The organism is Ruegeria atlantica, assembly GCF_001458195.1.
Classification (GTDB): domain Bacteria; phylum Pseudomonadota; class Alphaproteobacteria; order Rhodobacterales; family Rhodobacteraceae; genus Ruegeria; species Ruegeria atlantica.
The window spans coordinates 192,688-211,889 of the sequence record NZ_CYPU01000039.1; the positions used below are offsets into that span (position 1 = coordinate 192,688).

The window sequence follows — 19,202 nt, forward strand, 5'->3', positions numbered from 1 at the left end:
GAAATGACGCGCAAACAGCCTTTGGTCGGGTGCAGACCGGAATCACCGCTGCACGCAATTGTGCGCGACAGCCTATGCCTGCTCTGTCTTGCCAAAACCTTCTCCCCCGAGCCTGTCGGATTTTTTCCGGGACTGTAGTCCAAATGCGGGCCGGGGAAAACTGCTATCTGGTCAAGCCGCGCGGCGCGGGCTAGGTCTTGGGGAACTGATTTTGAGGAGTTCGCAATGAGCAGTCTTGTACCGATCCGTTTCCAGGACCCCGACATGGATGCGATGGCGCAGGCCGAAGGGCGCGTGGCCATAATCATCCCGTCCGACGGCAAAATGAACCCCGCCGCCCGTCGCGCCAACCGCCTGACCCGCGGGGCTGTGACACGGCTGGTCGAAAGCGAGCGGTTCGAAAAGGTGAAAACCGGTGACGTGATCTCGATGGCGTGGCCATCCGGCATGGCGGCCGAGGCGCTGGACGTTCTGGTCCTGCCGCGCCGCCCCGAACCCGCCGAGGCCCGCAAGGCCGGTGCCGCGCTGGCCAAGCTGGCGGGCAGCAAGGACCTGCTGGTGATGTCGGGCAATCAGGTCAAGGCCGAGGATCTGGCCATGGGCATCGCGCTGCGCAGCTATGATTTTGATGCGCACAAAACCAAGGAGTCTGATGAGGCCGGTTCAGTCATCATAACCCACCAGAAGGCGGATGAGATCGAGGCTGCGTTTGCACCGCTCTACGCGGTCGCCGACGGTGTCCGCATGACACGCGATTTGACCAACGAGCCTGCGAATATCCTGACCACCACGGAATTCGCCGACCGGCTGGACGAAATGAAGGCACTGGGGCTTGAGGTCGAAGTGCTGGAAGAAGACAAACTGGCCGAGCTGGGCATGCGTACGCTGCTAAGCGTCGGGCAGGGGTCGGACAGCCCTTCGAAGGTTGTGGTGATGCAATGGAATGGCGGCGACAAAGATGACGCGCCGCTGGCATTGGTCGGGAAGGGCGTGGTGTTCGACACCGGTGGTATTTCGCTGAAACCTGCGGGCGGCATGGAAGACATGACCATGGACATGGGCGGCGCTGGCGTAGTGGCAGGCACCATGCGCGCGCTGGCCAAGCGCAAGGCCAAGGCCAACGTTGTCGGCTTGGTCGGATTGGTAGAAAACATGCCTTCGGGCAACGCCACCCGTCCGGGTGATGTGGTCAAATCCATGAAGGGCGACACGGTCGAGATCATCAACACCGACGCCGAGGGCCGTTTGGTTCTGTGTGACGTGATGTGGTACGCGCAAGAACGGTTCAAGCCTGTGGGCATGGTCGATCTGGCCACCCTGACCGGAGCGATTATTATCGGCCTCGGGCATGAGAACGCGGGCGTATTTTCGAACAACGACACGTTCTGCAATGCCTTCCTGAAGGCGGCAGGGGCCGAGGACGAAGGCGCATGGCGCATGCCTTTGGGCGAAGCCTATGACAAGCAGTTGAAATCGCGGATTGCCGACATGAAGAACGTGGGCGGACGCCCTGCGGGTTCGATCACGGCGGCGCAGTTTCTGCAGCGGTTCGTAAAAGAAGATATGCCGTGGATTCACCTGGATATTGCCGGTGTGGCTTCGGTCTCGTCCGAGACATCCTACGCCCCGAAGGGCGCAACCGGCTGGGGCGTTCGCGCGCTGAGCCGTTTCGTTCAGGACAACTTCGAGTAAGCCGATGGGAGCCGTCTATTTCTATCACCTGACCCGCCAACCGCTGGAGCATACCTTGCCGGTGTTGCTGGACAAGGCACGGCAGGCCGGGTGGAAGATTGCCGTGCGGGGCAGCGATCCCGCGCGGATGGACTGGCTGGATGAAAAGCTGTGGCAGGGGCCCGAAGAAGGGTTCCTGCCACATGGCCGCGCAGGCGGTCCGCACGATGCCGCGCAGCCGATCCTGCTGACGACCGAGGCGCAGGCTGCCAATGACGCGTCTTGTGTCATGGCGGTAGATGGCGCGGCGGTCGACCCCGACGAGATCAAGAAACTGGACCGCGTATGTATCCTGTTCGACGGCAATGACGCAGAGGCCGTTCAACACGCGCGCGGGCAGTGGAAGGCTTTGACCGGTGCAGGATGTTCTGCCCAATACTGGTCCGAAGAATCCGGGCGCTGGGAAAAGAAAGCTGAGGCTTAGGGCCCGAGCCGCTTTCCGGAAGGCGTGGTGGTGATTGCGCAAAGATGTGCGATCAGAAATGCCACAATGACCGGTTTGAATTCCAAATTGACGGATGCGGTGCAAGGCAAAAATGACTGCTTTCAATTGTTAAGGCAAAAGTTTGAGGAACCAAATGTCCAATAGAACCCAGTCTCTCTTGCGCCAGCCGCTCATTCTGCCCTGCGGCGTAACTCTTAAAAACCGAATTGCTAAATCGGCGATGTCTGACTCGCTTGGTGACGGCAAAGGCAATCCAAGTGATGATCAAATCAAGCTCTATGAGCGTTGGGCAACTGGCGGCCTCGCCCTCTCGATCATCGGCGAAGTGCAAGGCACACCTCATTTCGCAGAGAAGCCCGGCAATTTGGTTTTGAACGATCAATCCGATTTCGCATTTCTAAGAAAACTTTCACAGGCAGGGGCAACCAACGACGCTCATTTGTGGCCGCAACTTGGACATGCAGGTGCGATGGCGGATGCTCCGATCAGCTCGCCGAAGGGGCCGAGTAGACTTGATTTGCCCGGTTTGAAATGCGACGCACTGTCCTTGGATGAGATCCATGCACTGCCGGCCGAATTTGCACGCACAGCATACCTTGCCAAGCAGCTCGGGTTCGGTGGCGTTGAGTTGCATGCGGCCCATGGATTCTTACTCAACCAGTTTCTGTCTCCGCTATTCAACAAACGCGAAGATGCCTATGGCGGTTCTTTGCAAAACCGGATGAGACTGCTGCTGGAAGTGATCAGCGCCGTGCGTAATGCAGTTGGCCCGGATTTCCCTGTGGGCATCAAGTTGAACGCGACAGATCAACTTGAAGGCGGCTTCGCTGAAGATGAATCCCTTGAGGTCATTGCGGCATTAGATAAAACAACAATTGATCTGATTGATGTCAGCGGCGGCACATATTTTCCGGGTGCTGCGTCACCATCAGATCGTGCGGGTTCCGGCGCCTATTTTCTAGATTTTGCTGCGCGTGCGCGTGCGAAAACGAACATTCCCTTTATGGTGACGGGCGGTTTCAAGACGCTTGCGCAGGCCAAAAGCGCCATTGTAGAAGGCAATGCCGATCTCGTTGGATTGGCCCGCGCATTGGTCGTTGATCCAGAATTGCCATCATTTTGGCTTTCCGATCAACGTGACGAGCCGCAATTCCCACGTTTCAAAAACCCTCCGGAAGGCGGTGTGACTGCATGGTACACGATGCAAGTCACGCGGATCGCCAGAGGTGAGGGCGCGCTTGAACCAGGTGATCTGGAAGATGCAATGGCGGCCTACGAAGCCAGAGATGAGGTTCGACGAGAGATTTGGAATTCTCATTTCGGTTGAACTCCACGAGCAACTTGAAGCCAACATTGGCGCAGCCTTAGCGAACGGCAGCATTGGTCCGCATCGCAGATCAAATCTTTGAAAGGAAAGCGCATCCGCTGGAGACTACAAGGGTGCCCGTATCACAGGGGGCAGAAACGCCGTACGCTGCGTTTGGCTTTATTCCGCTTTTTGCAGAGAGGTTTGCATAAGCCCAACCCCTTTTTGCACCGGAATTGATCGCCTGCACCCTTGCTCTGACGGTTCTCTGCTTTAGGGTGCGCGGCGTTGCGAGCAGAAGGATTTTGAGATGAAAAAGAACCCATTGGGGCGCACTGGTATTGAAGTGACGGATCTGTGCCTTGGCACCATGACGTTTGGGACGCAGACCTCTGAAACGGATGCACATACCCAGATCGACATGGCGCTGGAGGCTGGGATCAATTTCGTTGACGCGGCTGAGATGTACCCGGTGAACCCGGTCTTGAAAGAGACTGTGGGGCGGACCGAAGAAATCCTGGGCAACTGGAACGCGGTGAACCCCGCGCGGCGGGCGGAGTATATTCTGGCGACCAAACACTCCGGTGCAGGTTTCGCGCATGCACGCGACGGGGCACCAATTTCTGCGCAAACGATACCCGAAGCGATCGAGGGGTCTCTGCGTCGTTTGCAGACGGATTGCATCGATCTGTATCAGTTTCATTGGCCCAATCGCGGCAGTTACATGTTTCGGCAGAACTGGACCTATGCGCCGACTGGTCACGACACCAATGACGTACTGGAGAATATGGAGGAGTGCCTTGTCGCTCTGCAACAGCAAGTCGATAAAGGCAATATCCGCGCATTCGGCCTGTCGAATGAAAGCGCATGGGGCACCGCGCAATGGCTGCGGCTGGCCGAACAGATGGGCGCGCCACGGGTCGCTTCGGTTCAGAATGAATATTCTCTGCTGTGTCGCCATTTCGACACCGATATGGCCGAGCTAAGCGTGCACGAGGATGTCGGCCTGATGGCGTTTTCTCCGTTGGCGGCAGGGTTTCTGACGGGCAAGTATCAGGGTGGAGCGGTGCCTAAGGGCTCGCGCATGGATCTTGTTCCGACCATGGGCGGGCGTAAGTACGAGCGTGTGTTTGGGGCCGTAGATGCCTATCTGGAGATCGCGCAGCGGCATGGCCTGGATCCGGTTCACATGGCGCTGGCATGGTGCCAAACGCGCCCGTTCATGATGTCTGCCATATTCGGAGCGACCACGGTACCGCAGCTGGCTCATATTCTGGGGGGCACAGAGGTGGTGTTGGCGGATGATGTCCTGGCGGATGTCAGTGCCGCGCATCGCGCGCATCCGATGCCGTTCTAGGGGGCGCTGCCAAACCGTTGATCGCACTTTTTTCTTGGCAACACCTCGCCTTGTCAGTTTTGGTCAAAAGCTTTGGCGCTCTCTTACATTAATCAGCATTAAGGCAAAAAATGCGCTATCAAGCGGTTGCTATTCAGGACATTTTATCGGCCCTGACCGCCCCTTGCCCTCATTTGCTTTTGCTGCGTTTGCAAACCTTTGCAACAGAGCACTTCCGCTATACGCTCGGTGCAAACGTTCGTGTAAATATCGTGAACGACAGTGATGCGGGCATACTGACTTACACGCGCAAAGGGTCAGGCCTTCTTTGTCCAACTCAATACCAGATCTCATTTAATGACCAGCTTAGTAGATAAATGCCTCCTGGCAACGCCACTCACCGCGCCGCCAGGAGGTAGCCAGACATATCTGGCAGATGCGAAAGCAACAGAGGTAATTCAAACTTGCCACGCGGTTGAGTACTTGAATCAAAATTACAACAATTCAAGGTTTTTTGCGCGCGATAAAAAATATATTATCGCGTGCTGGATGTGTAAATGTTTATTCGAGCTTACATACTGTATTTTAAGACAGGGTCGCGTCGATCAAGTAGTTGGTTACGAATTTGGACAATAGGGGCGTCACTCAGTGTCAATACCAGCCTAGTTGCCCCCGTGCCTAACCGCACTTTCCAGATAGTCTGGGCAGTCCCATGACCAGACTATGGCCCGCGTTGTCCATCATCCCAGAAAAAGGCAGCGCGGGCACTTATTTCGTCACCTTATATTGCCCCGTTTTTAACAAGCAACTGCTTCGGGATCTTGCCGGTCATCTGACGCAAATTGCCAAGGATTTAGCATTGACTGGCCGTTTTTGTTGAACCCGCGGCGAAGGTCCGCTTTAGACACTGTGAGCACCCCGATTAGCTGAGGCAACAACTACTAACACAGCGAAGAAGGGCACGGCTTGATCCACGCCCTTTTTCTGTTCGGTGTGCTTGCCGTTAGCCGCTTACCCCTTGGGTTCCGGATCTGGTCTTGCCATCACCTTCGGCTTGCTCTTTTTCGCCTCCCGTAGTTTCTCTACTTCTTGGTCGATGCCTGCTGGGCGCAGCGGATGACGTTGCATCTTTTTGGCTGCGCCGATTTTGGCGACGGCTTCAAAGAGCACGAAGACTTTGCGCCCGAAGGCTTCGTCTTCAGTCGCGGCTTCAAGGAATGCAGGCAGCGTAAGGGCTTTGCCCCCTCGGCCTGTCGCCCCACTCTCAGGATATTTTTAGCCAGATGAAGAGGCGGATCAGCACTTGAGCGCGTTGTTCAGGCTTTTGTGGCCGGTAAACGCGCCGAGGTCGCTAGTGGTCCAGTCTTTTTCGTAAGTGACACTGATGACCCGGGTCCAGTTGCCGTTGGCGAGGATCAGTTCCGGAGTGCCGCCGCAATCGAGCAGACCGCCGGATATGAAATCTTCTCCAATACGGTGATTGGTGAGATTGGGCAGCGATGCGATTTCGGTCAGCTCGCCGTCTGCAAATCGCCATATGCGCAGGGTTTTGGCCAAGTGAGGGCGATCAACATAGGCGATCTCGACGTTGCCGTCGCCATCCATGTCGGCCGCTCCGACCGGAGCGAGCCAGCGAAAGCGGGTTCCGATGTAGGGCGTAGCGGCGATCAGGCCGCCGCCATTGTAGATTGCAAGCCGTGCACCTTTATCACGATGGCTTTCAACCACCAGAGCTTCGCGACGGCCATCATTATCAACATCAATCAGGCGCGGACGGATATCTTCGAAAACGCGCTCTTTTGGCAGCCGGATTGTGTATTTCGCCCATTCCGGCGCATATTGCAGGATCAGGGCGCCGTATTCAATCTGATCACCGAGCACCCCGTGCGGGTATCGCGCAGTGGGTTCGGAGTACTCTGCCGAACCCAGCGGCTCATACTGCCATGGCTGCTGAGATTTTGTCTGGTTCGGACAGGTTCCAATTGCGATCGCGGCCGCCGCGATCGCTTTGAAAAGCATCAGATCTGCTTTTCGGGCATTTGAACAACCAGCCCGTCCAATTCGTCAGTGACCTTGATCTGGCAGGTCAGGCGCGAGCGGGCCGGGTCGGGTTCAAAGGCGAAATCCAGCATGTCCTCTTCCATGTCGTCCTTGGCCGGAACCTTCTCGACCCAGTCGGGGTGGATATAGACATGGCAGGTCGAACAGGCGCAGGCGCCGCCGCAATCGGCCTCGATGCCGGGGATATTGTTGTCACGGGCTCCTTCCATGACGGTCAGGCCGCTGGCGACTTCGACTGTATGTTCGGTACCGCCGTGCTCGACATAGGTAATCTTTGCCATTGCGTGCGTCTTCCTCTTTCGCTTGTCGAATTCTTCCATAGTGAAGGCATTTAGGTCTTTCCAGCCTCATTTGCGACTCGTCACGCCGCCTATGGACTTTCCTTGCATTTGTTCTATTTTTGTTCTCATGATTGCGTTACCTACCCGCCCTGTGTCTTCGGACCGGAACTGGCCGCGCCCGCCCGCGTGTCTGCCCGCCAACCGGTTGAACGACCCGCCCGAGGGCGCGCTGGTGGCGGTCGCGGGGCTGGTGATCCTGCGGCAGAGGCCCGGGACGGCCAAGGGGGTGATCTTTGTCACGCTTGAGGATGAGACCGGCATCGTGAACGTGGTGGTCTGGCGCAAGATCTATGAACGTTTCCGCCGGGCGGTGATCTCGGGGCGGCTGCTGCGGGTCACGGGCCGGATGCAGCGGGCGCATTCGGTGACCCATGTGATCGCGGAAGAGGTTGAGGATATCTCGGGCATGCTGGATGTGCTGGTGCGGGGGGAGGCTGTATAATCTGGCAGAAAAGATGCACTAAAATCGAATATTTGCATTTTGAAGGACCGTCGCAGAAACTGATGGACGCAAGGCATCCTGGTCGATGAACATTGAGCACCGTAATTGGTCCGAGGTTTCACGTGGCAAACTATTCCTACATAGGTTACTCGCCTGACGTCATATCGGTGACGGTGTTTGGTTTTGGTACAGTCACGCTGTCACCAACCTACGATCCCAGCACAGACCGGCGCGTATTCAATGTTGAAGACGAACCCGGGCCACCGCCGCTTATCAACGGTGACCCTGACAATGGTACGGATTTCAATGGAGACCGTTTCAACAACGAAATCGGGGATGACCTGACCCAACAAGGTCTTGTTACAGATCTGGACGGCAATCCCATTTCCGGCCTTACCGAAAATGGGAACATCTATCTTGAAGAGTCCTATGCGCTTTCAGATCCCGATGGCGGTAGAATCACCGTATACAGGGTTGAAGTGGACGGCGTTCTTGCGGGTTACATAACCTCTGAGCCGTTGGTGCCGGGCGTTGCTTACGACTCTACCTCGTCAAATGTGACACCGGACAATGCGCCGGATACGACAGACCCGGATGCAATCGTTGACGTCCCTTGTTTCCTTCAGGGCAAACTGATCGGGACACCGTCGGGTGAAAAGGCTGTTGAAACGCTTGAGGTCGGCGATCTGGTTTTGACCGCTGAGGGGCAGGCTAAAGAGATCAAGTGGATCGGATCACGGTCGGTTGATGTCTCACGTGCTGATAAATGCCATCTGAAGCCCGTTAGAATTGCCACAGGAGCATTGGACCAAGGATTGCCAGCATCCGACCTTTTTGTGTCGCTAACCACCGGATACTTGTTTCTGCTGCCGGGTTGGAATTGCTTTTTGAGGATGCAGACGTTCTAGTACCCGCGAAGTTCTTGTTAGATCTGCCGGGGGTTGAGGTTGTCTCGGATTCCTCCCGTGTCGTCTATTACCACTTTATTTTCGACAAGCACGAGATTGTGGTGTCAAACGGCGCATATACGGAAAGTCTGTTTCTAGGGGATATCGCATTGAAGGGCATGGCGCATGAAGCGCAATTGGAACTCGCTGAAATCTTCCCTGACATTTTTTAAAGCTTGCCGTGGGGGTACGGACCAACTGCAGCGAAGGTTCTCAGAAAACACGAAGCTGCGATGGTGATTTCGCAATACATGCACTAGGTGGAACAAGTCGTTTCACCGCTTGAACAAAACCTCCTGCGATTGCTTGTCCCTATGGTCTACACGAAACTCGGCGTGCAGCCAGCGCATTCGGTAACCAACGTGATTGCGGAAGACGTCGAAGGCATGTCAGGCATGCTGCATGTGCCGGAGCCGAGGGGGAGGTCTTTTACCGATAACGCGAAGCCTTGTCGCCGCTTTGTGACAGAACAACTCACCTTCCGAGGTGCCACACTACGCGCTCCTAAACCCATCCGTGAATCTAGGCAATTTTCCGCGACTTTGACGCCGGTTGGTCGACTCTCCGATGCCGGGCGGGTAATTGCAAGCGTCTTTGCGCGTCAGTCTTTGTCAGAACTTAGACTTGTTTTCGCACCACTCAATGCCTTCTGTGAGAGAGCCCGGATGCCCAACGTAACACGACTTGGATCGCTCGATAAAGCCGCCTCGCGGGATGAGAGCCAAATCCCTGATCAACTTACTGAACTCCGGGAGTTCACGCGCTCAAAGGGATATGTACACACCGCCAGAATGATCGAGGAGGCATTGAGCGTTTACTCCTTAGAACAAAGGCACTTTGGGCCCGCAAAAAAATACTTCTCAAAAGTGCAGCAACTAAAGGGCATCGAATTGTCAGGATCGGCAGGAGAAACAGGCCGAAAACGGCATCCGGTTCCAAGCTTTCGCTCCGTGCGCTCCAAAAAACCGAATGGTTTGCCTTTGGGTACGGCAGAGAGGGCCGTTGGTCCAGTTCAGAAAGCAGGCACAAGGCAAAGGCAAATGACCTTTGTCTTAACAGCCCGGATGCGCGTTGACGGCAGGAATGTTACAGCACTGCATAATGAGCTCTTGAAGGGCAGGTCTGTGCCTTTCGATGCGGAGCCTGAATTCCAGTTTCGCTAACAAACTCAGTTCCAGCCTAAGCGCCAACGACGGAAGATCATTGTAGATCCAAAGTGGTTTTGGGATGCATTTACCTCTTGAACAATACCCCCTGCGACTGCTTATTCCGGTGATCACCGCGCAGCTCTACGTGCAGCGCGCGTCCGGCCTTAACGCCGGGGCGGGCGCTGACATTTTCAAGCCACCGAGCGAAGTTAGGTTTGTCCTCCAACACCTGTTGTTGCCCTTCCCACAGGCTTGCCCAGCCCCAGATCGACATGTCGGCGATGGAATAGAAATCGCCCGCGACGTATTCATTTTCGGCCAACCGCCGGTCCAATACTCCGTACAGCCGCCCGACTTCGGTGCGGTAGCGGTCCTTGGCATAAGGTAGATCCTGCGGCGGCTCAAGGTTTGGCGCGTATTTCAGGAAGTGATGCGCCTGACCGGCCATCGGGCCAACGCCGCCCATTTGCCACATCAGCCATTCCTCGACTGCGATCCGGTCACGTTCGGTTTTGTCACAAAAGCGCCCGGTCTTGCGGGCGAGATACATCAGGATCGCGCCGCTTTCGAACACCGAGATAGGTGCGCCATCCGGGCCGTCCGGGTCAACGATGGCAGGCATCCGGTTGTTGGGCGCAATTTTCAGGAACTCGGGGTCGAACTGATCACCCTTGCCGATATTGATCAGGTGAGTGGTGTAGGGAAGGTCCATCTCTTCCAAAGCGATGGACGCCTTCCAGCCATTCGGCGTGGGCCAGAAATACAGATCAATCATGGTGCCTCCTCAGGTTGAGGCGATCATGCGGTATTCTGCGCAATCGGCAAGAGGCGGTTACGAAAGCGTGACACAGGGCAACCGGGCTTGACGGCCATGTAAACGCGGCGTATTTGCATCGCAGAAGCTACGTGGCGATTTGTTACCGGATTGCGGGCCACGCTAAACAACACCGCTAAAAGGTCAGGATGAAAGGCCCCTTTCGCTTGACCGCGTCTGGGGTTTTTTTGATGCCCTTGCCAGACAAGGGTCGAGAGGAATGAGATGAGCGAGAGCTGGAACAAACGCACCCAAGCCGTCCATGGCGGCATCCGTCGCAGCCAATATAACGAAGTCAGCGAGGCGATCTTTCTGACGCAGGGCTTCGTCTATGAGACAGCCGAACAAGCCGAGGCGCGGTTCATCGAAAGCGGCCCGGATGAGTTCATCTATGCCCGCTATGGCAACCCGACCGTTTCGATGTTCGAACAGCGCATTGCGGTGCTGGAAGGCGGTGAGGACGCGTTTGCCACAGCATCCGGCATGGCTGCGGTGAATGCGGCACTGACTTCGATGCTGCAGGCGGGCGACCATGTGGTTTCGGCCAAGGCATTGTTCGGGTCCTGCCTGTACATTCTTGAAAACATCCTGACCCGCTATGGTGTAGATGTTACCTTTGTCGACGGTACCGATCTGGAAGCCTGGAAAGCTGCCATCCGGCCAGAGACCAAGGCGGTTTTCTTTGAATCCATGTCAAATCCGACCCTTGAGGTCATTGATATCGATGCAGTTGCCAAACTGGCCCATGCGGTTGGCGCGTTTGTCATCGTGGACAACGTCTTTTCCACGCCCGTTTTCTCGCGCGCAATCGAACAGGGGGCGGATGTTGTGGTCTATTCTGCGACCAAACATATCGACGGGCAGGGGCGCGCTTTGGGTGGCGTTATCATTGGCACCAAGGATTTCATCCGGGGCACGGTTGAACCCTATCTGAAACATACCGGTGGTGCGCTGAGCCCGTTCAACGCCTGGGTCATGCTGAAAGGTCTGGAAACGATGACGCTGCGCGTGAACGCTCAGGCAGAGACGGCACAAACCATTGCAGAAGCTCTTGAGGGGCATCCGGCGCTGGAACGGACGCTTTATCCGGGTTTGAAAACCCATGCGCAAAACGCATTGGTCCAAGCCCAGCTGGGCGGCAAAGGCGGAACGGTCCTGTCGCTGGATATCAAGGGCGGCAAGGACGCGGCGTTTGCATTCCTTAACGCGCTGACGATCCCTGTCATCTCGAACAATCTGGGCGATGCCAAGTCAATCGCAACACACCCCGCAACAACTACGCACCAGCGTCTGAGCGACGATCAGAAGCACGAATTGGGCATCACACCCGGCCTGATCCGCTTTTCCGTCGGGTTGGAGGACGCGGGCGATCTGCTTACAGACATCAAACACGCACTGGATGTTTCGCAACGTTAACTAACGGCAGCGGTTTACTGACAACCGGGTCGAAACTAGGTGAAAATGACGTAAGTCATGCGATTTTCGCCGAATTTCGATCCGGGCTGTGTTTTTCAGCGTATAAAGCTAAACTGGAAAGCAAGCCGAACACGAATATGGTCCGGCGACCAACCGAGGAACCCGATCGATGAACGTGCACCCCCGCGACATTGAGGATATGCCCGACAATGACGAAGCCGCAGCCGCTCTGAAGACGCTGCGCAAATGGGCCGAGTCAGCAACGGAGGCCGAGATCAGCCAGCTCGACCCGGCAATTGCGCGTCTGGTGCCTGGTCTGGTGCCCATAAACTATCCGTCCCTGTCGCGCGAATACCCCGAGGGGTTCGCGGTCGACAGTGCGTATCGCGCGACCTTGCCGGATCTGCAGAATGGCCCGTCCAGTCTGATCCGGGGTGCAAAACAGCAAATCCAGCATGTTGGTATCTCGAATTTCCGCCTGCCGATCCGTTTTCATCGCAAACGCGGCGATGATCTGACGCTTGAGACCTCTGTGACCGGGACTGTCAGTCTGGATGCCGAAAAGAAGGGCATCAACATGTCCCGGATCATGCGCTCGTTTTACAAACACGCCGAGCGTACGTTCAGCTTTGAGGTCATGGAGGCCGCGCTGGATGATTATATGACTGATCTGGATAGCTTTGACGCCCGTATCCAGATGCGGTTTTCCTATCCCGACCGTGTGCAAAGCCTGCGGTCCGGTTTGGAAGGGTACCAGTACTACGACATCGCACTTGAGCTGGTTGAACAGGGCGGGGTGCGCCAAAAGATCATGCATCTGGACTATGTCTATTCCTCAACATGTCCCTGTTCGCTGGAACTCAGCGAGCACGCACGCGCAACACGTGGACAACTGGCCACACCGCATTCGCAACGCTCGGTGGCGCGGATTTCTGTTGTGGTCGATTGCGACACGGATTGCCTGTGGTTCGAGGATCTGATTGCCTTGTGCCGCCGTGCCGTTCCGACAGAAACGCAGGTGATGGTCAAACGCGAGGATGAACAGGCCTTTGCCGAGCTTAATGCGGCCAATCCGATCTTTGTCGAAGACGCCGCCCGGCTGTTCTGTGCTGAATTGCTGGCCGATCACCATATCGGCGATTTCCGCGTGGTCGCAAGCCACCAGGAAAGCCTGCACAGCCACGATGCGGTGTCGGTTCTGACCGAAGGTCCGACCTTTGTGTCACCCAGCTTGGACCCTCGGCTGTTCACCACCCTGTTCCACGTCGGGTGATGGGGCAGGGTGGATCAATAAGGTATCACTTTTAGACTAAGAGCGGTTTTTCGCCGCAGTGCGGCAATTCATGCTGCATTTGCACGGTCCTTCAAGTAACACTGGTGTGGAATGCAGCCGTGGCAGGCGAATTTCTGTTCGTGCGTCTGCCACTCTGAAAGGAAGCTGAGACGTGCGACGCTCAGGACTTCGTGACTGCTCGAACCGCCCGAATAATCGGGACGGGCAGCTCAATTCACTCTTTTGCAGGCTGCATCGCTTTCAGAGGAGAACTAAAGAATGAATCCAATTTCCCAACCGCTGGAATTTCAGGCTGCGGCCATCCGAATGGCCGGCTATGCGGTTAGCAACCAAATGAAAATTATGCAGATTTTGACCCGCTCGGCGATGGAGATGCCGTTTGTGTCGGTTAGTGCGTTGCATGCGTCGGCTGCTGCTCCGGCCCCGGCTGCACCCTCGGCAAAACCTGCACCCAAGGCCAAACCGGTTGCCAAGGCAAAACCTCCCGTGGTTGCTAAGCCCAAGCCTGTGGCCCGCAAGAAAGCTGCTGCAAGGCCCAAGGTCGAATCATCCAAGCCGACCGCGCCCAAAACGGTGGCTGCAGTAACCAAACCCACCCCGGCGGCAGCCAAATCGGCCGAAGTTGCAGAAAAGCCTGCCGCCAAGCCTGTCGTCGCCAAAGGGCAGCCAGCGGCAAAACCCGCAGCGGCAGCCAAACCAAAGCCTGCCATTGCTAGAAAAACACCTGCGCCAAAACCGGCAGCGGTTGCCAAACCGAAACCTGTGGCAGCGAACACCACAGCGCCAAAGACCCCGGCCAAAGCAGCCGCACCCAAGCCGGTCGCGGCGCAGCCTGCGCCTGCAAAAGCCGATGCCGCAAAGCCCGAGGGGGCACAGACAACTCCGGCGCGTCGCCCGCGCGCCCCGTCTAATCCGCCCGCGATGCCAACAACGGCACGCAAATCGGACGGGTAAAACCCGACACCGGCTTGACACAGTCGTGCAGGCGCGCCAACGCTGCGCGTCATGACGGATATGCGCCCGGTTGGATATGTGATTGGCCTATTGGTCGCCATTCTTGGGGCGACCATGCTGCTGCCTATGCTTGCGGACTTCATCGAAGGCCGGGGCGAGTGGCACGTTTTTCTCGAAAGCGGCGTCATCACGATTCTGACCGGCGTCGTTCTGGCAATGAGCTGCTCGAACGGAGTAGGCGAAGGTCTAACGATCCGTCAGACCTTTTTACTGACTACAGGGGTCTGGGTTGCACTGCCATTTTTTGGCGCCATTCCGTTTCTTTTGGGCGAGACCGAACTGCGCTTTGTCGACGCGTATTTCGAGGCGATGTCGGGCCTGACGACGACAGGCTCGACCGTGATTTCCGGCCTCGATAACCTGCCACAGGGGTTGCTGCTTTGGCGTGGCCTGCTGCAATGGTTGGGCGGCATCGGCATTATTGTTGTGGCCATGGTTTTCTTGCCCGAGCTTCGCGTCGGGGGGATGCAAATCTTCCGCTCGGAAGGATTTGAAACCATGGGGAAAATTCTGCCGCGTGCGCAAGAGATCGCGGGCCAGATTTCCCTGATCTACGTCTTTCTGACGATTGTTTGCGCGCTGGTCTATGCAGGTCTGGGGATGGGCTTTTTTGATGCCGTGGTGCACGCCCTGACGACGATCTCAACGGGCGGGTTTTCAAATTATGACGCGTCCTTTGGCACGTTTTCCGGCCCAGCAGAATATGCGGCCGCTGTCTTCATGATCCTCGCTGCACTGCCTTTCGTGCGCTACGTCCAATTCGCCAATGGCAATACGAGGTCCATTTTCCGCGACAGCCAGATACGGACCTTTCTGGCGACCATTCTGGTGCTGGTGGTCATTATGGCGGTCTTTCTGACCTCCGTTTTCCCGCATCATTGGGAACAGGCTGTTCGGGAATCCCTGTTCAACATCACCTCGATCATTTCGGGTACCGGGTATGCCAGCGTAGATTACATGGGTTGGGGCAGTTTCCCGATCATGATGTTCTTCCTGATCGGTCTGATTGGCGGCTGCGCGGGTTCAACCGCCTGCTCAATCAAGATCTTCCGGTATCAACTGCTGTTTGCTTCGATCAAGACCCAGATCCGCCGCATCCGCTCACCTCATGGTGTTTTTAAGCCGCAATATGATGGCCGTTCGATTGGTCCGGACGTTCTGACCTCGGTTATGAGCTTTTTTATGTTTTTCGTGCTCTCGTTGGGCATTCTGGCCTGGGCGTTGGCGCTGACGGGATTGGATTTCATAACTGCCGTCTCCGGGGCAGCCACAGCGCTGGCCAATGTAGGGCCGGGGCTGGGGGATCAAATCGGACCGGCCGGCAACTTTGCAGGGCTCAGCGACACCGCGAAATGGCTGCTTTCAATCGGAATGCTGGTAGGGCGGCTTGAGCTTTTGGCCGTTTACGCACTCTTCACTGTCCAGTTCTGGAGGAATTGATGAAAAGACCCCTTGGTGCGCAGATTTCGCATATGCTGCGGGATCGCGGAGTGGATGTGATCTTTGGTATTCCCGGCGTGCACAATCAGGAAATGTATCGCGGGATCGAAGAGGCCGGAATCACCCATGTGCTGGCCCGGCACGAGCAGGGAGCAGGGTTCATGGCCGACGGCTATGCCCGTGCGACCGGCAAGCCGGGTGTTGCATATGTCATCACCGGACCGGGGTTGTGCAATATCATGACACCAATGGGGCAGGCCTATACGGACTCGGTCCCGATGCTGGTGATGTCCTCGTGTCTCGATGAAACGCAAGGGGTGCGCGGGCAATTGCACCAGATGAAAGACCAGCGTGCTGCGGCTGAAACCGTGACGGACTGGTCGCATCAGGCGAATACTGCTCAGGCCGCTTATGGCCTGGTCGAGCGTGCTTTTGAGGAGTTTGAACTCAGCCGTCCACGTCCAAAGCACATTCAGGTGCCGATTGCGCAGCTTGAGGCAGATGCCGATCCAGCGCCGTTTCCTAATCAGCCGGGACTACGCACAAAAGTCTTGCCGCCCGACCTTGCGCCGGTGATGTCCATGCTGAACATCGCGAAGCGTCCGCTGTTTATTCTGGGTGGTGGCGCGCGGTCGAACCTGTGGCGGCAAATTCTGACCCAGTTGGGTGCAGCGTGTTTCACAACTTATGCGGGCCGCGGAATGGCTGGCTTGGGCTATGCCTTGGACTACGGAGCCATGTTGCCACGACCGGGCAGTGCCGATGTCATCGCCTCGGCCGATCTTGTGGTTGTCGTGGGTGCGGAATTGGGCGAAGTCGACTTGTGGCGAAACACACTGGGCCACACGGCCAATCTGGTGCGTATCGATCTTGACCCGAAAGTTCTGTCGGATCAGCATCGCGCAGCGGTCAAGCTGCAGGCTGACGGGGAAAGCTTTGCCCATGCACTTTGGGCGGCTATCGACCATGCTAAACCTTCGACGGGCTGGACAGCGGAGGAAGTCGCTGACAGGCGCCGCCGTTGGCGGGCCGAAGTGGATGCGGAACGACCGGGTATCGTCCCGGTGCTGGATGCCCTTCGCGCGGCGATGCCCGGCGACACCATGATCTATTCTGACATGACCCAGTTCGCTTATGTCGCCAAAGAGGTTTGGGATATGGGCTATCCCTATCACTGGCACCATCCGACCGGATTCGGCACGCTTGGCTATGCGCTGCCGGCCGGAATTGGCGGGGCCGTGGCGCGCCGAGGTAAGCCTACAGCGGTGATCGCCGGGGACTACGGTTTTCACTATACGATGCAAGAGCTTGGTGCAGCAGTCGAACTGGGCCTGTCTCTGCCGATTATTCTTTGGGACAACGGAAAGCTCAAAGAGATCGAGGACAGCATGGTCCGGGGTCAGATCGCCCCGAATGCGGTCGTGGCGCGCAACCCGGATTTCTGCAAACTCGCCGAAGCCTTTGGTGCTTTGTCCTCTGCGCCCTCCAGTTTGCCCGAGATGCAAGAGGCAGTTCGGTCGGCCTTTGCCGCACCTGTTCCGACGCTGATACGCATCACGCCGGATATCCTTTAGCCAACAAAAAAGCGCCGCCCGAAAGAGCGGCGCTTTGTGCGATTTGGCGCAGAGATCAATCCCAGCAATGAACCAATACGGTCATTCCGGTCGCCCGGCGGCTGAGTTCATTGGGCGAGATCTGCGCCGTCGGCTGACCCGATTGACCGGACACACCCGCCTTGGTCAGAACTTCGTTCAGACTGTTGGCCGTTGCAGCAAGGCTGACGGACGCGGGCAGTGTGCGTCCTTCGGTCGGGGTTGGCAGCAGCATGCCAACAACCTGGCCATTGCCGTCAAAAACCGGTCCGCCCGCATCGCCGGGCTGGGCCGCCAATGCCAGACGTTTCACGCCGTCTTCTCCGTTCAGGCCGCGCACATCGGCGATCTGACCAAAGGTGAGTGTCGGTGCGCCCAAGGCGCCCTCATACGAGAAACCCGACACCGTGATCTCAGATTGAATACGCGGCGCATCGGCGCTGAATTCTGCCACGTTGACCGGAACCAGATTGCGGTTGGGGCGCAGAACCGCCACGCCCAGATCTGCATCTGACAAGGCGACCTGAAGCTCTTGATCGTCATCAAGCGTGATGCGTGTGCAGCTGTCCGCTGCCTCAAATACGGTCAGAACCGTGCCGCTTGTATCAGCGAAAAAGCCCGAACGGGACAGGCGCGGTGTGCGTACCTGCAGTCCGGACACCAGATCAATCCGCTGCTCGGCATTGGCACCCGCTGCGGCGTCCAGCACCGTACCAGTTGCGGTAAAGCTGGCCTTCATTGCGGCCAGCACTCTGGCGCGCCGGGCATCGTCACCCTCGGGCCAAACCAGTGTAAAGCCTTTGATCTGGCCATCGTCCAGCCGTGCTTCGCTATAGGTCACGATCTCATTACCGCGCCCTTCCAGCGTAAAGCTGTCGCCGCGCAGTTGTCGTGGGCCATCGAGCGGAACGATTTCCAGCGATTGCAGTACCTCATAAAGGGCGCGCAGCGTGGCCTTGCCGCCTTTCTGACTGATCAACAGGGCCTTGGCGTCCAGATCGGTTGTGCTTTTGAAGTGAACAAACGGGGCCTCATAACGGTCGAATGCGATGATACCCAGCGGCAGATCCAAATCGATACCGGCCTGCGGGTCGGAGTAACGCTCCATCCCAACGCTCAGAAGGGGGGCGTTAAAGTCGTCAATCAACGCCTTGCGCTGTGCGGTCGTCAGAACGCCGGTTGCTTCAAAGCCGTTGAACCGTTGCCAGTCGCCCATGGAGCGCCGCGTGCCTTGGCCAAATGCGCCATCGATCGTTGAATTGTAAAAACCCGCGGCCTGCAGGGCGGTTTGCAAATTCATGCGTTCCTGCGTGCTTAGAAGACGTTCGCTTTGCAGCGCTTGTGAGCGTGTCTCGTCAGAGGCCTGCGGGGTTACGCCAACAACCGGCCGTTCCGGCTGGGGTTCAACTGGTGGCGTCACGACACCCCGGTCCAATATGTTCTCTCCGACCGGCCAGAATTGCTGACCCAGTGCACTGGAAAACGCGATGTAGCTGTCCGCAGGGATTTGCCCCTCAGCGCGGTAAACGCTTAGAACCTGTTCCGCGTCGTTGCGAAAATATGGACCAATAACAATGGCATACCAGCCAGAGTTCAAACGAAACCCGTTTACGTCTGGCAAGGTGCCGGCATAGGCCCGGGCACGTTCCTGCGCTTCGCGCAGCGAGGGCTGCGCTTCGACCTGCACCCAGACGCCTGCGTCCAGCTGCGCAAAAACAGCGCGCGCGCTGATGAGAAAAAGAAACAAAATTGCTGTAAATATGCGAGTCATTGTCTGCCCGTGTCTGCAGTGTTTTATCTTTGCCGGACCCTACGCGAAACAACGTACCGAAAGCCATGCCCGGAATACGGGGAATTTCCAGTGTGGCTGTGCAG

17 protein-coding genes, 1 pseudogene and 1 riboswitch are annotated in these 19,202 nt (G+C 57.0%); of the genes and pseudogenes, 13 read left to right on the top strand and 5 right to left on the bottom strand.

Annotation, left to right across the window (positions count from 1 at the left end; all coding sequences use genetic code 11):
* Positions 1-225 precede the first annotated feature (225 nt).
* The 6 genes from RUA4292_RS10890 (at position 226) to RUA4292_RS25290 (ending at position 6,105) form a co-directional block, all read left to right on the top strand.
* Positions 226-1,692, top strand: coding sequence for a leucyl aminopeptidase (locus RUA4292_RS10890; RefSeq protein WP_058277604.1), 1,467 nt, complete (start codon positions 226-228; stop codon positions 1,690-1,692).
* Between the two features lie 4 nt (positions 1,693-1,696).
* The gene (locus RUA4292_RS10895; RefSeq protein WP_058277605.1) at positions 1,697-2,155 is read left to right on the top strand and encodes a DNA polymerase III subunit chi; all 459 of its coding nucleotides are present in this window, start codon (positions 1,697-1,699) and stop codon (positions 2,153-2,155) included.
* 154 nt (positions 2,156-2,309) lie between these two features.
* Positions 2,310-3,503 (top strand): NADH:flavin oxidoreductase/NADH oxidase family protein, encoded by a 1,194-nt coding sequence (locus RUA4292_RS10900; protein WP_058277606.1) that lies wholly within the window; start codon positions 2,310-2,312, stop codon positions 3,501-3,503.
* Between the two features lie 289 nt (positions 3,504-3,792).
* The gene (locus RUA4292_RS10905) at positions 3,793-4,839 is read left to right on the top strand and encodes an aldo/keto reductase (RefSeq protein ID WP_058277607.1); all 1,047 of its coding nucleotides are present in this window, start codon (positions 3,793-3,795) and stop codon (positions 4,837-4,839) included.
* 691 nt (positions 4,840-5,530) lie between these two features.
* Positions 5,531-5,698 (top strand): hypothetical protein, encoded by a 168-nt coding sequence (locus tag RUA4292_RS24770; RefSeq protein WP_158507014.1) that lies wholly within the window; start codon positions 5,531-5,533, stop codon positions 5,696-5,698.
* 209 nt (positions 5,699-5,907) lie between these two features.
* Positions 5,908-6,105 (top strand): hypothetical protein, encoded by a 198-nt coding sequence (locus RUA4292_RS25290; RefSeq protein ID WP_233493418.1) that lies wholly within the window; start codon positions 5,908-5,910, stop codon positions 6,103-6,105.
* A gap of 9 nt (positions 6,106-6,114) precedes the next feature.
* On the opposite strand, the gene RUA4292_RS10910 is transcribed toward RUA4292_RS25290, so the two are convergent.
* Positions 6,115-6,837: an FG-GAP repeat domain-containing protein gene (locus RUA4292_RS10910; RefSeq protein ID WP_058277608.1), complete on the bottom strand. Its 723-nt coding sequence runs from the start codon at positions 6,835-6,837 to the stop codon at positions 6,115-6,117.
* Positions 6,837-7,160 carry a 2Fe-2S iron-sulfur cluster-binding protein gene (locus tag RUA4292_RS10915; protein WP_058273927.1) on the bottom strand — a complete coding sequence of 108 codons (324 nt, stop codon included), beginning with the start codon at positions 7,158-7,160 and terminating at the stop codon, positions 6,837-6,839. Before RUA4292_RS10915 ends, RUA4292_RS10910 begins: the two co-directional genes overlap by 1 nt.
* Before the next feature lie 127 nt (positions 7,161-7,287).
* Here RUA4292_RS10915 and RUA4292_RS10920 point away from each other — a divergent pair, with 127 nt between their 5' ends.
* From RUA4292_RS10920 to RUA4292_RS10935, 3 genes and pseudogenes are all read left to right on the top strand, one after another.
* Positions 7,288-7,662 (top strand): OB-fold nucleic acid binding domain-containing protein, encoded by a 375-nt coding sequence (locus RUA4292_RS10920; RefSeq protein WP_058277609.1) that lies wholly within the window; start codon positions 7,288-7,290, stop codon positions 7,660-7,662.
* Between the two features lie 557 nt (positions 7,663-8,219).
* Positions 8,220-8,782 (top strand): annotated as a pseudogene (locus RUA4292_RS25295) (Hint domain-containing protein).
* A 141-nt stretch (positions 8,783-8,923) separates the two neighbouring features.
* On the top strand, positions 8,924-9,772 hold the full coding sequence (locus RUA4292_RS10935; RefSeq protein WP_058277612.1) for a hypothetical protein: 849 nt from the start codon (positions 8,924-8,926) through the stop codon (positions 9,770-9,772).
* Positions 9,773-9,842: 70 nt separating this feature from the next.
* On the opposite strand, the gene RUA4292_RS10940 is transcribed toward RUA4292_RS10935, so the two are convergent.
* Positions 9,843-10,532, bottom strand: a complete 690-nt coding sequence (locus tag RUA4292_RS10940; RefSeq protein ID WP_058277613.1) for a glutathione S-transferase N-terminal domain-containing protein — start codon at positions 10,530-10,532, stop codon at positions 9,843-9,845.
* Positions 10,533-10,653: 121 nt separating this feature from the next.
* Positions 10,654-10,731, top strand: a riboswitch (SAM riboswitch).
* A 65-nt stretch (positions 10,732-10,796) separates the two neighbouring features.
* Between RUA4292_RS10940 and metZ the strand changes: the two genes are divergently transcribed.
* Together metZ and folE2 are read left to right on the top strand one after the other, a co-directional pair.
* On the top strand, positions 10,797-11,987 hold the full coding sequence (gene metZ, locus RUA4292_RS10945; protein WP_058277614.1) for an O-succinylhomoserine sulfhydrylase: 1,191 nt from the start codon (positions 10,797-10,799) through the stop codon (positions 11,985-11,987).
* Positions 11,988-12,156: 169 nt separating this feature from the next.
* Positions 12,157-13,260 carry a GTP cyclohydrolase FolE2 gene (gene folE2 / locus RUA4292_RS10950; RefSeq protein ID WP_058277615.1) on the top strand — a complete coding sequence of 368 codons (1,104 nt, stop codon included), beginning with the start codon at positions 12,157-12,159 and terminating at the stop codon, positions 13,258-13,260.
* Between the two features lie 335 nt (positions 13,261-13,595).
* Here folE2 and RUA4292_RS25455 read toward each other — a convergent pair whose 3' ends face one another.
* Positions 13,596-14,288, bottom strand: coding sequence for a hypothetical protein (locus tag RUA4292_RS25455; RefSeq protein ID WP_058277616.1), 693 nt, complete (start codon positions 14,286-14,288; stop codon positions 13,596-13,598).
* On the opposite strand from RUA4292_RS25455, the gene RUA4292_RS10960 reads away from it, so the two are divergent.
* Both RUA4292_RS10960 and RUA4292_RS10965 read left to right on the top strand, forming a co-directional pair.
* Positions 14,287-15,735 carry a TrkH family potassium uptake protein gene (locus tag RUA4292_RS10960; RefSeq protein WP_058277617.1) on the top strand — a complete coding sequence of 483 codons (1,449 nt, stop codon included), beginning with the start codon at positions 14,287-14,289 and terminating at the stop codon, positions 15,733-15,735. The two genes, RUA4292_RS25455 and RUA4292_RS10960, sit on opposite strands and share 2 nt — an antisense overlap.
* Positions 15,735-17,309: a thiamine pyrophosphate-binding protein gene (locus RUA4292_RS10965; RefSeq protein ID WP_058277618.1), complete on the top strand. Its 1,575-nt coding sequence runs from the start codon at positions 15,735-15,737 to the stop codon at positions 17,307-17,309. The genes RUA4292_RS10960 and RUA4292_RS10965 overlap by 1 nt, the downstream gene beginning before the upstream one ends.
* Positions 17,310-17,364: 55 nt before the next feature.
* Here the strand turns inward: RUA4292_RS10965 and RUA4292_RS10970 are convergent, their stop codons facing one another.
* Positions 17,365-19,098: a serine protease gene (locus RUA4292_RS10970; RefSeq protein WP_058277619.1), complete on the bottom strand. Its 1,734-nt coding sequence runs from the start codon at positions 19,096-19,098 to the stop codon at positions 17,365-17,367.
* Positions 19,099-19,202: the final 104 nt, after the last annotated feature.

Bases quoted from the DNA above. Each gene is read 5' to 3' on its own strand.
- RUA4292_RS10890 (WP_058277604.1), top strand. From the start codon at position 226: ATGAGCAGTCTTGTACCGATCCGTTTCCAGGACCCCGACATGGATGCG.
- RUA4292_RS10895 (WP_058277605.1), top strand. From the start codon at position 1,697: ATGGGAGCCGTCTATTTCTATCACCTGACCCGCCAACCGCTGGAGCAT.
- RUA4292_RS10900 (WP_058277606.1), top strand. From the start codon at position 2,310: ATGTCCAATAGAACCCAGTCTCTCTTGCGCCAGCCGCTCATTCTGCCC.
- RUA4292_RS10905 (WP_058277607.1), top strand. From the start codon at position 3,793: ATGAAAAAGAACCCATTGGGGCGCACTGGTATTGAAGTGACGGATCTG.
- RUA4292_RS24770 (WP_158507014.1), top strand. From the start codon at position 5,531: ATGACCAGACTATGGCCCGCGTTGTCCATCATCCCAGAAAAAGGCAGC.
- RUA4292_RS10910 (WP_058277608.1), bottom strand. From the start codon at position 6,837: ATGCTTTTCAAAGCGATCGCGGCGGCCGCGATCGCAATTGGAACCTGT.
- RUA4292_RS10915 (WP_058273927.1), bottom strand. From the start codon at position 7,160: ATGGCAAAGATTACCTATGTCGAGCACGGCGGTACCGAACATACAGTC.
- RUA4292_RS10920 (WP_058277609.1), top strand. From the start codon at position 7,288: ATGATTGCGTTACCTACCCGCCCTGTGTCTTCGGACCGGAACTGGCCG.
- RUA4292_RS10935 (WP_058277612.1), top strand. From the start codon at position 8,924: ATGGTCTACACGAAACTCGGCGTGCAGCCAGCGCATTCGGTAACCAAC.
- RUA4292_RS10940 (WP_058277613.1), bottom strand. From the start codon at position 10,532: ATGATTGATCTGTATTTCTGGCCCACGCCGAATGGCTGGAAGGCGTCC.
- metZ (WP_058277614.1), top strand. From the start codon at position 10,797: ATGAGCGAGAGCTGGAACAAACGCACCCAAGCCGTCCATGGCGGCATC.
- folE2 (WP_058277615.1), top strand. From the start codon at position 12,157: ATGAACGTGCACCCCCGCGACATTGAGGATATGCCCGACAATGACGAA.
- RUA4292_RS10960 (WP_058277617.1), top strand. From the start codon at position 14,287: ATGACGGATATGCGCCCGGTTGGATATGTGATTGGCCTATTGGTCGCC.
- RUA4292_RS25455 (WP_058277616.1), bottom strand. From the start codon at position 14,288: ATGACGCGCAGCGTTGGCGCGCCTGCACGACTGTGTCAAGCCGGTGTC.
- RUA4292_RS10965 (WP_058277618.1), top strand. From the start codon at position 15,735: ATGAAAAGACCCCTTGGTGCGCAGATTTCGCATATGCTGCGGGATCGC.
- RUA4292_RS10970 (WP_058277619.1), bottom strand. From the start codon at position 19,098: ATGACTCGCATATTTACAGCAATTTTGTTTCTTTTTCTCATCAGCGCG.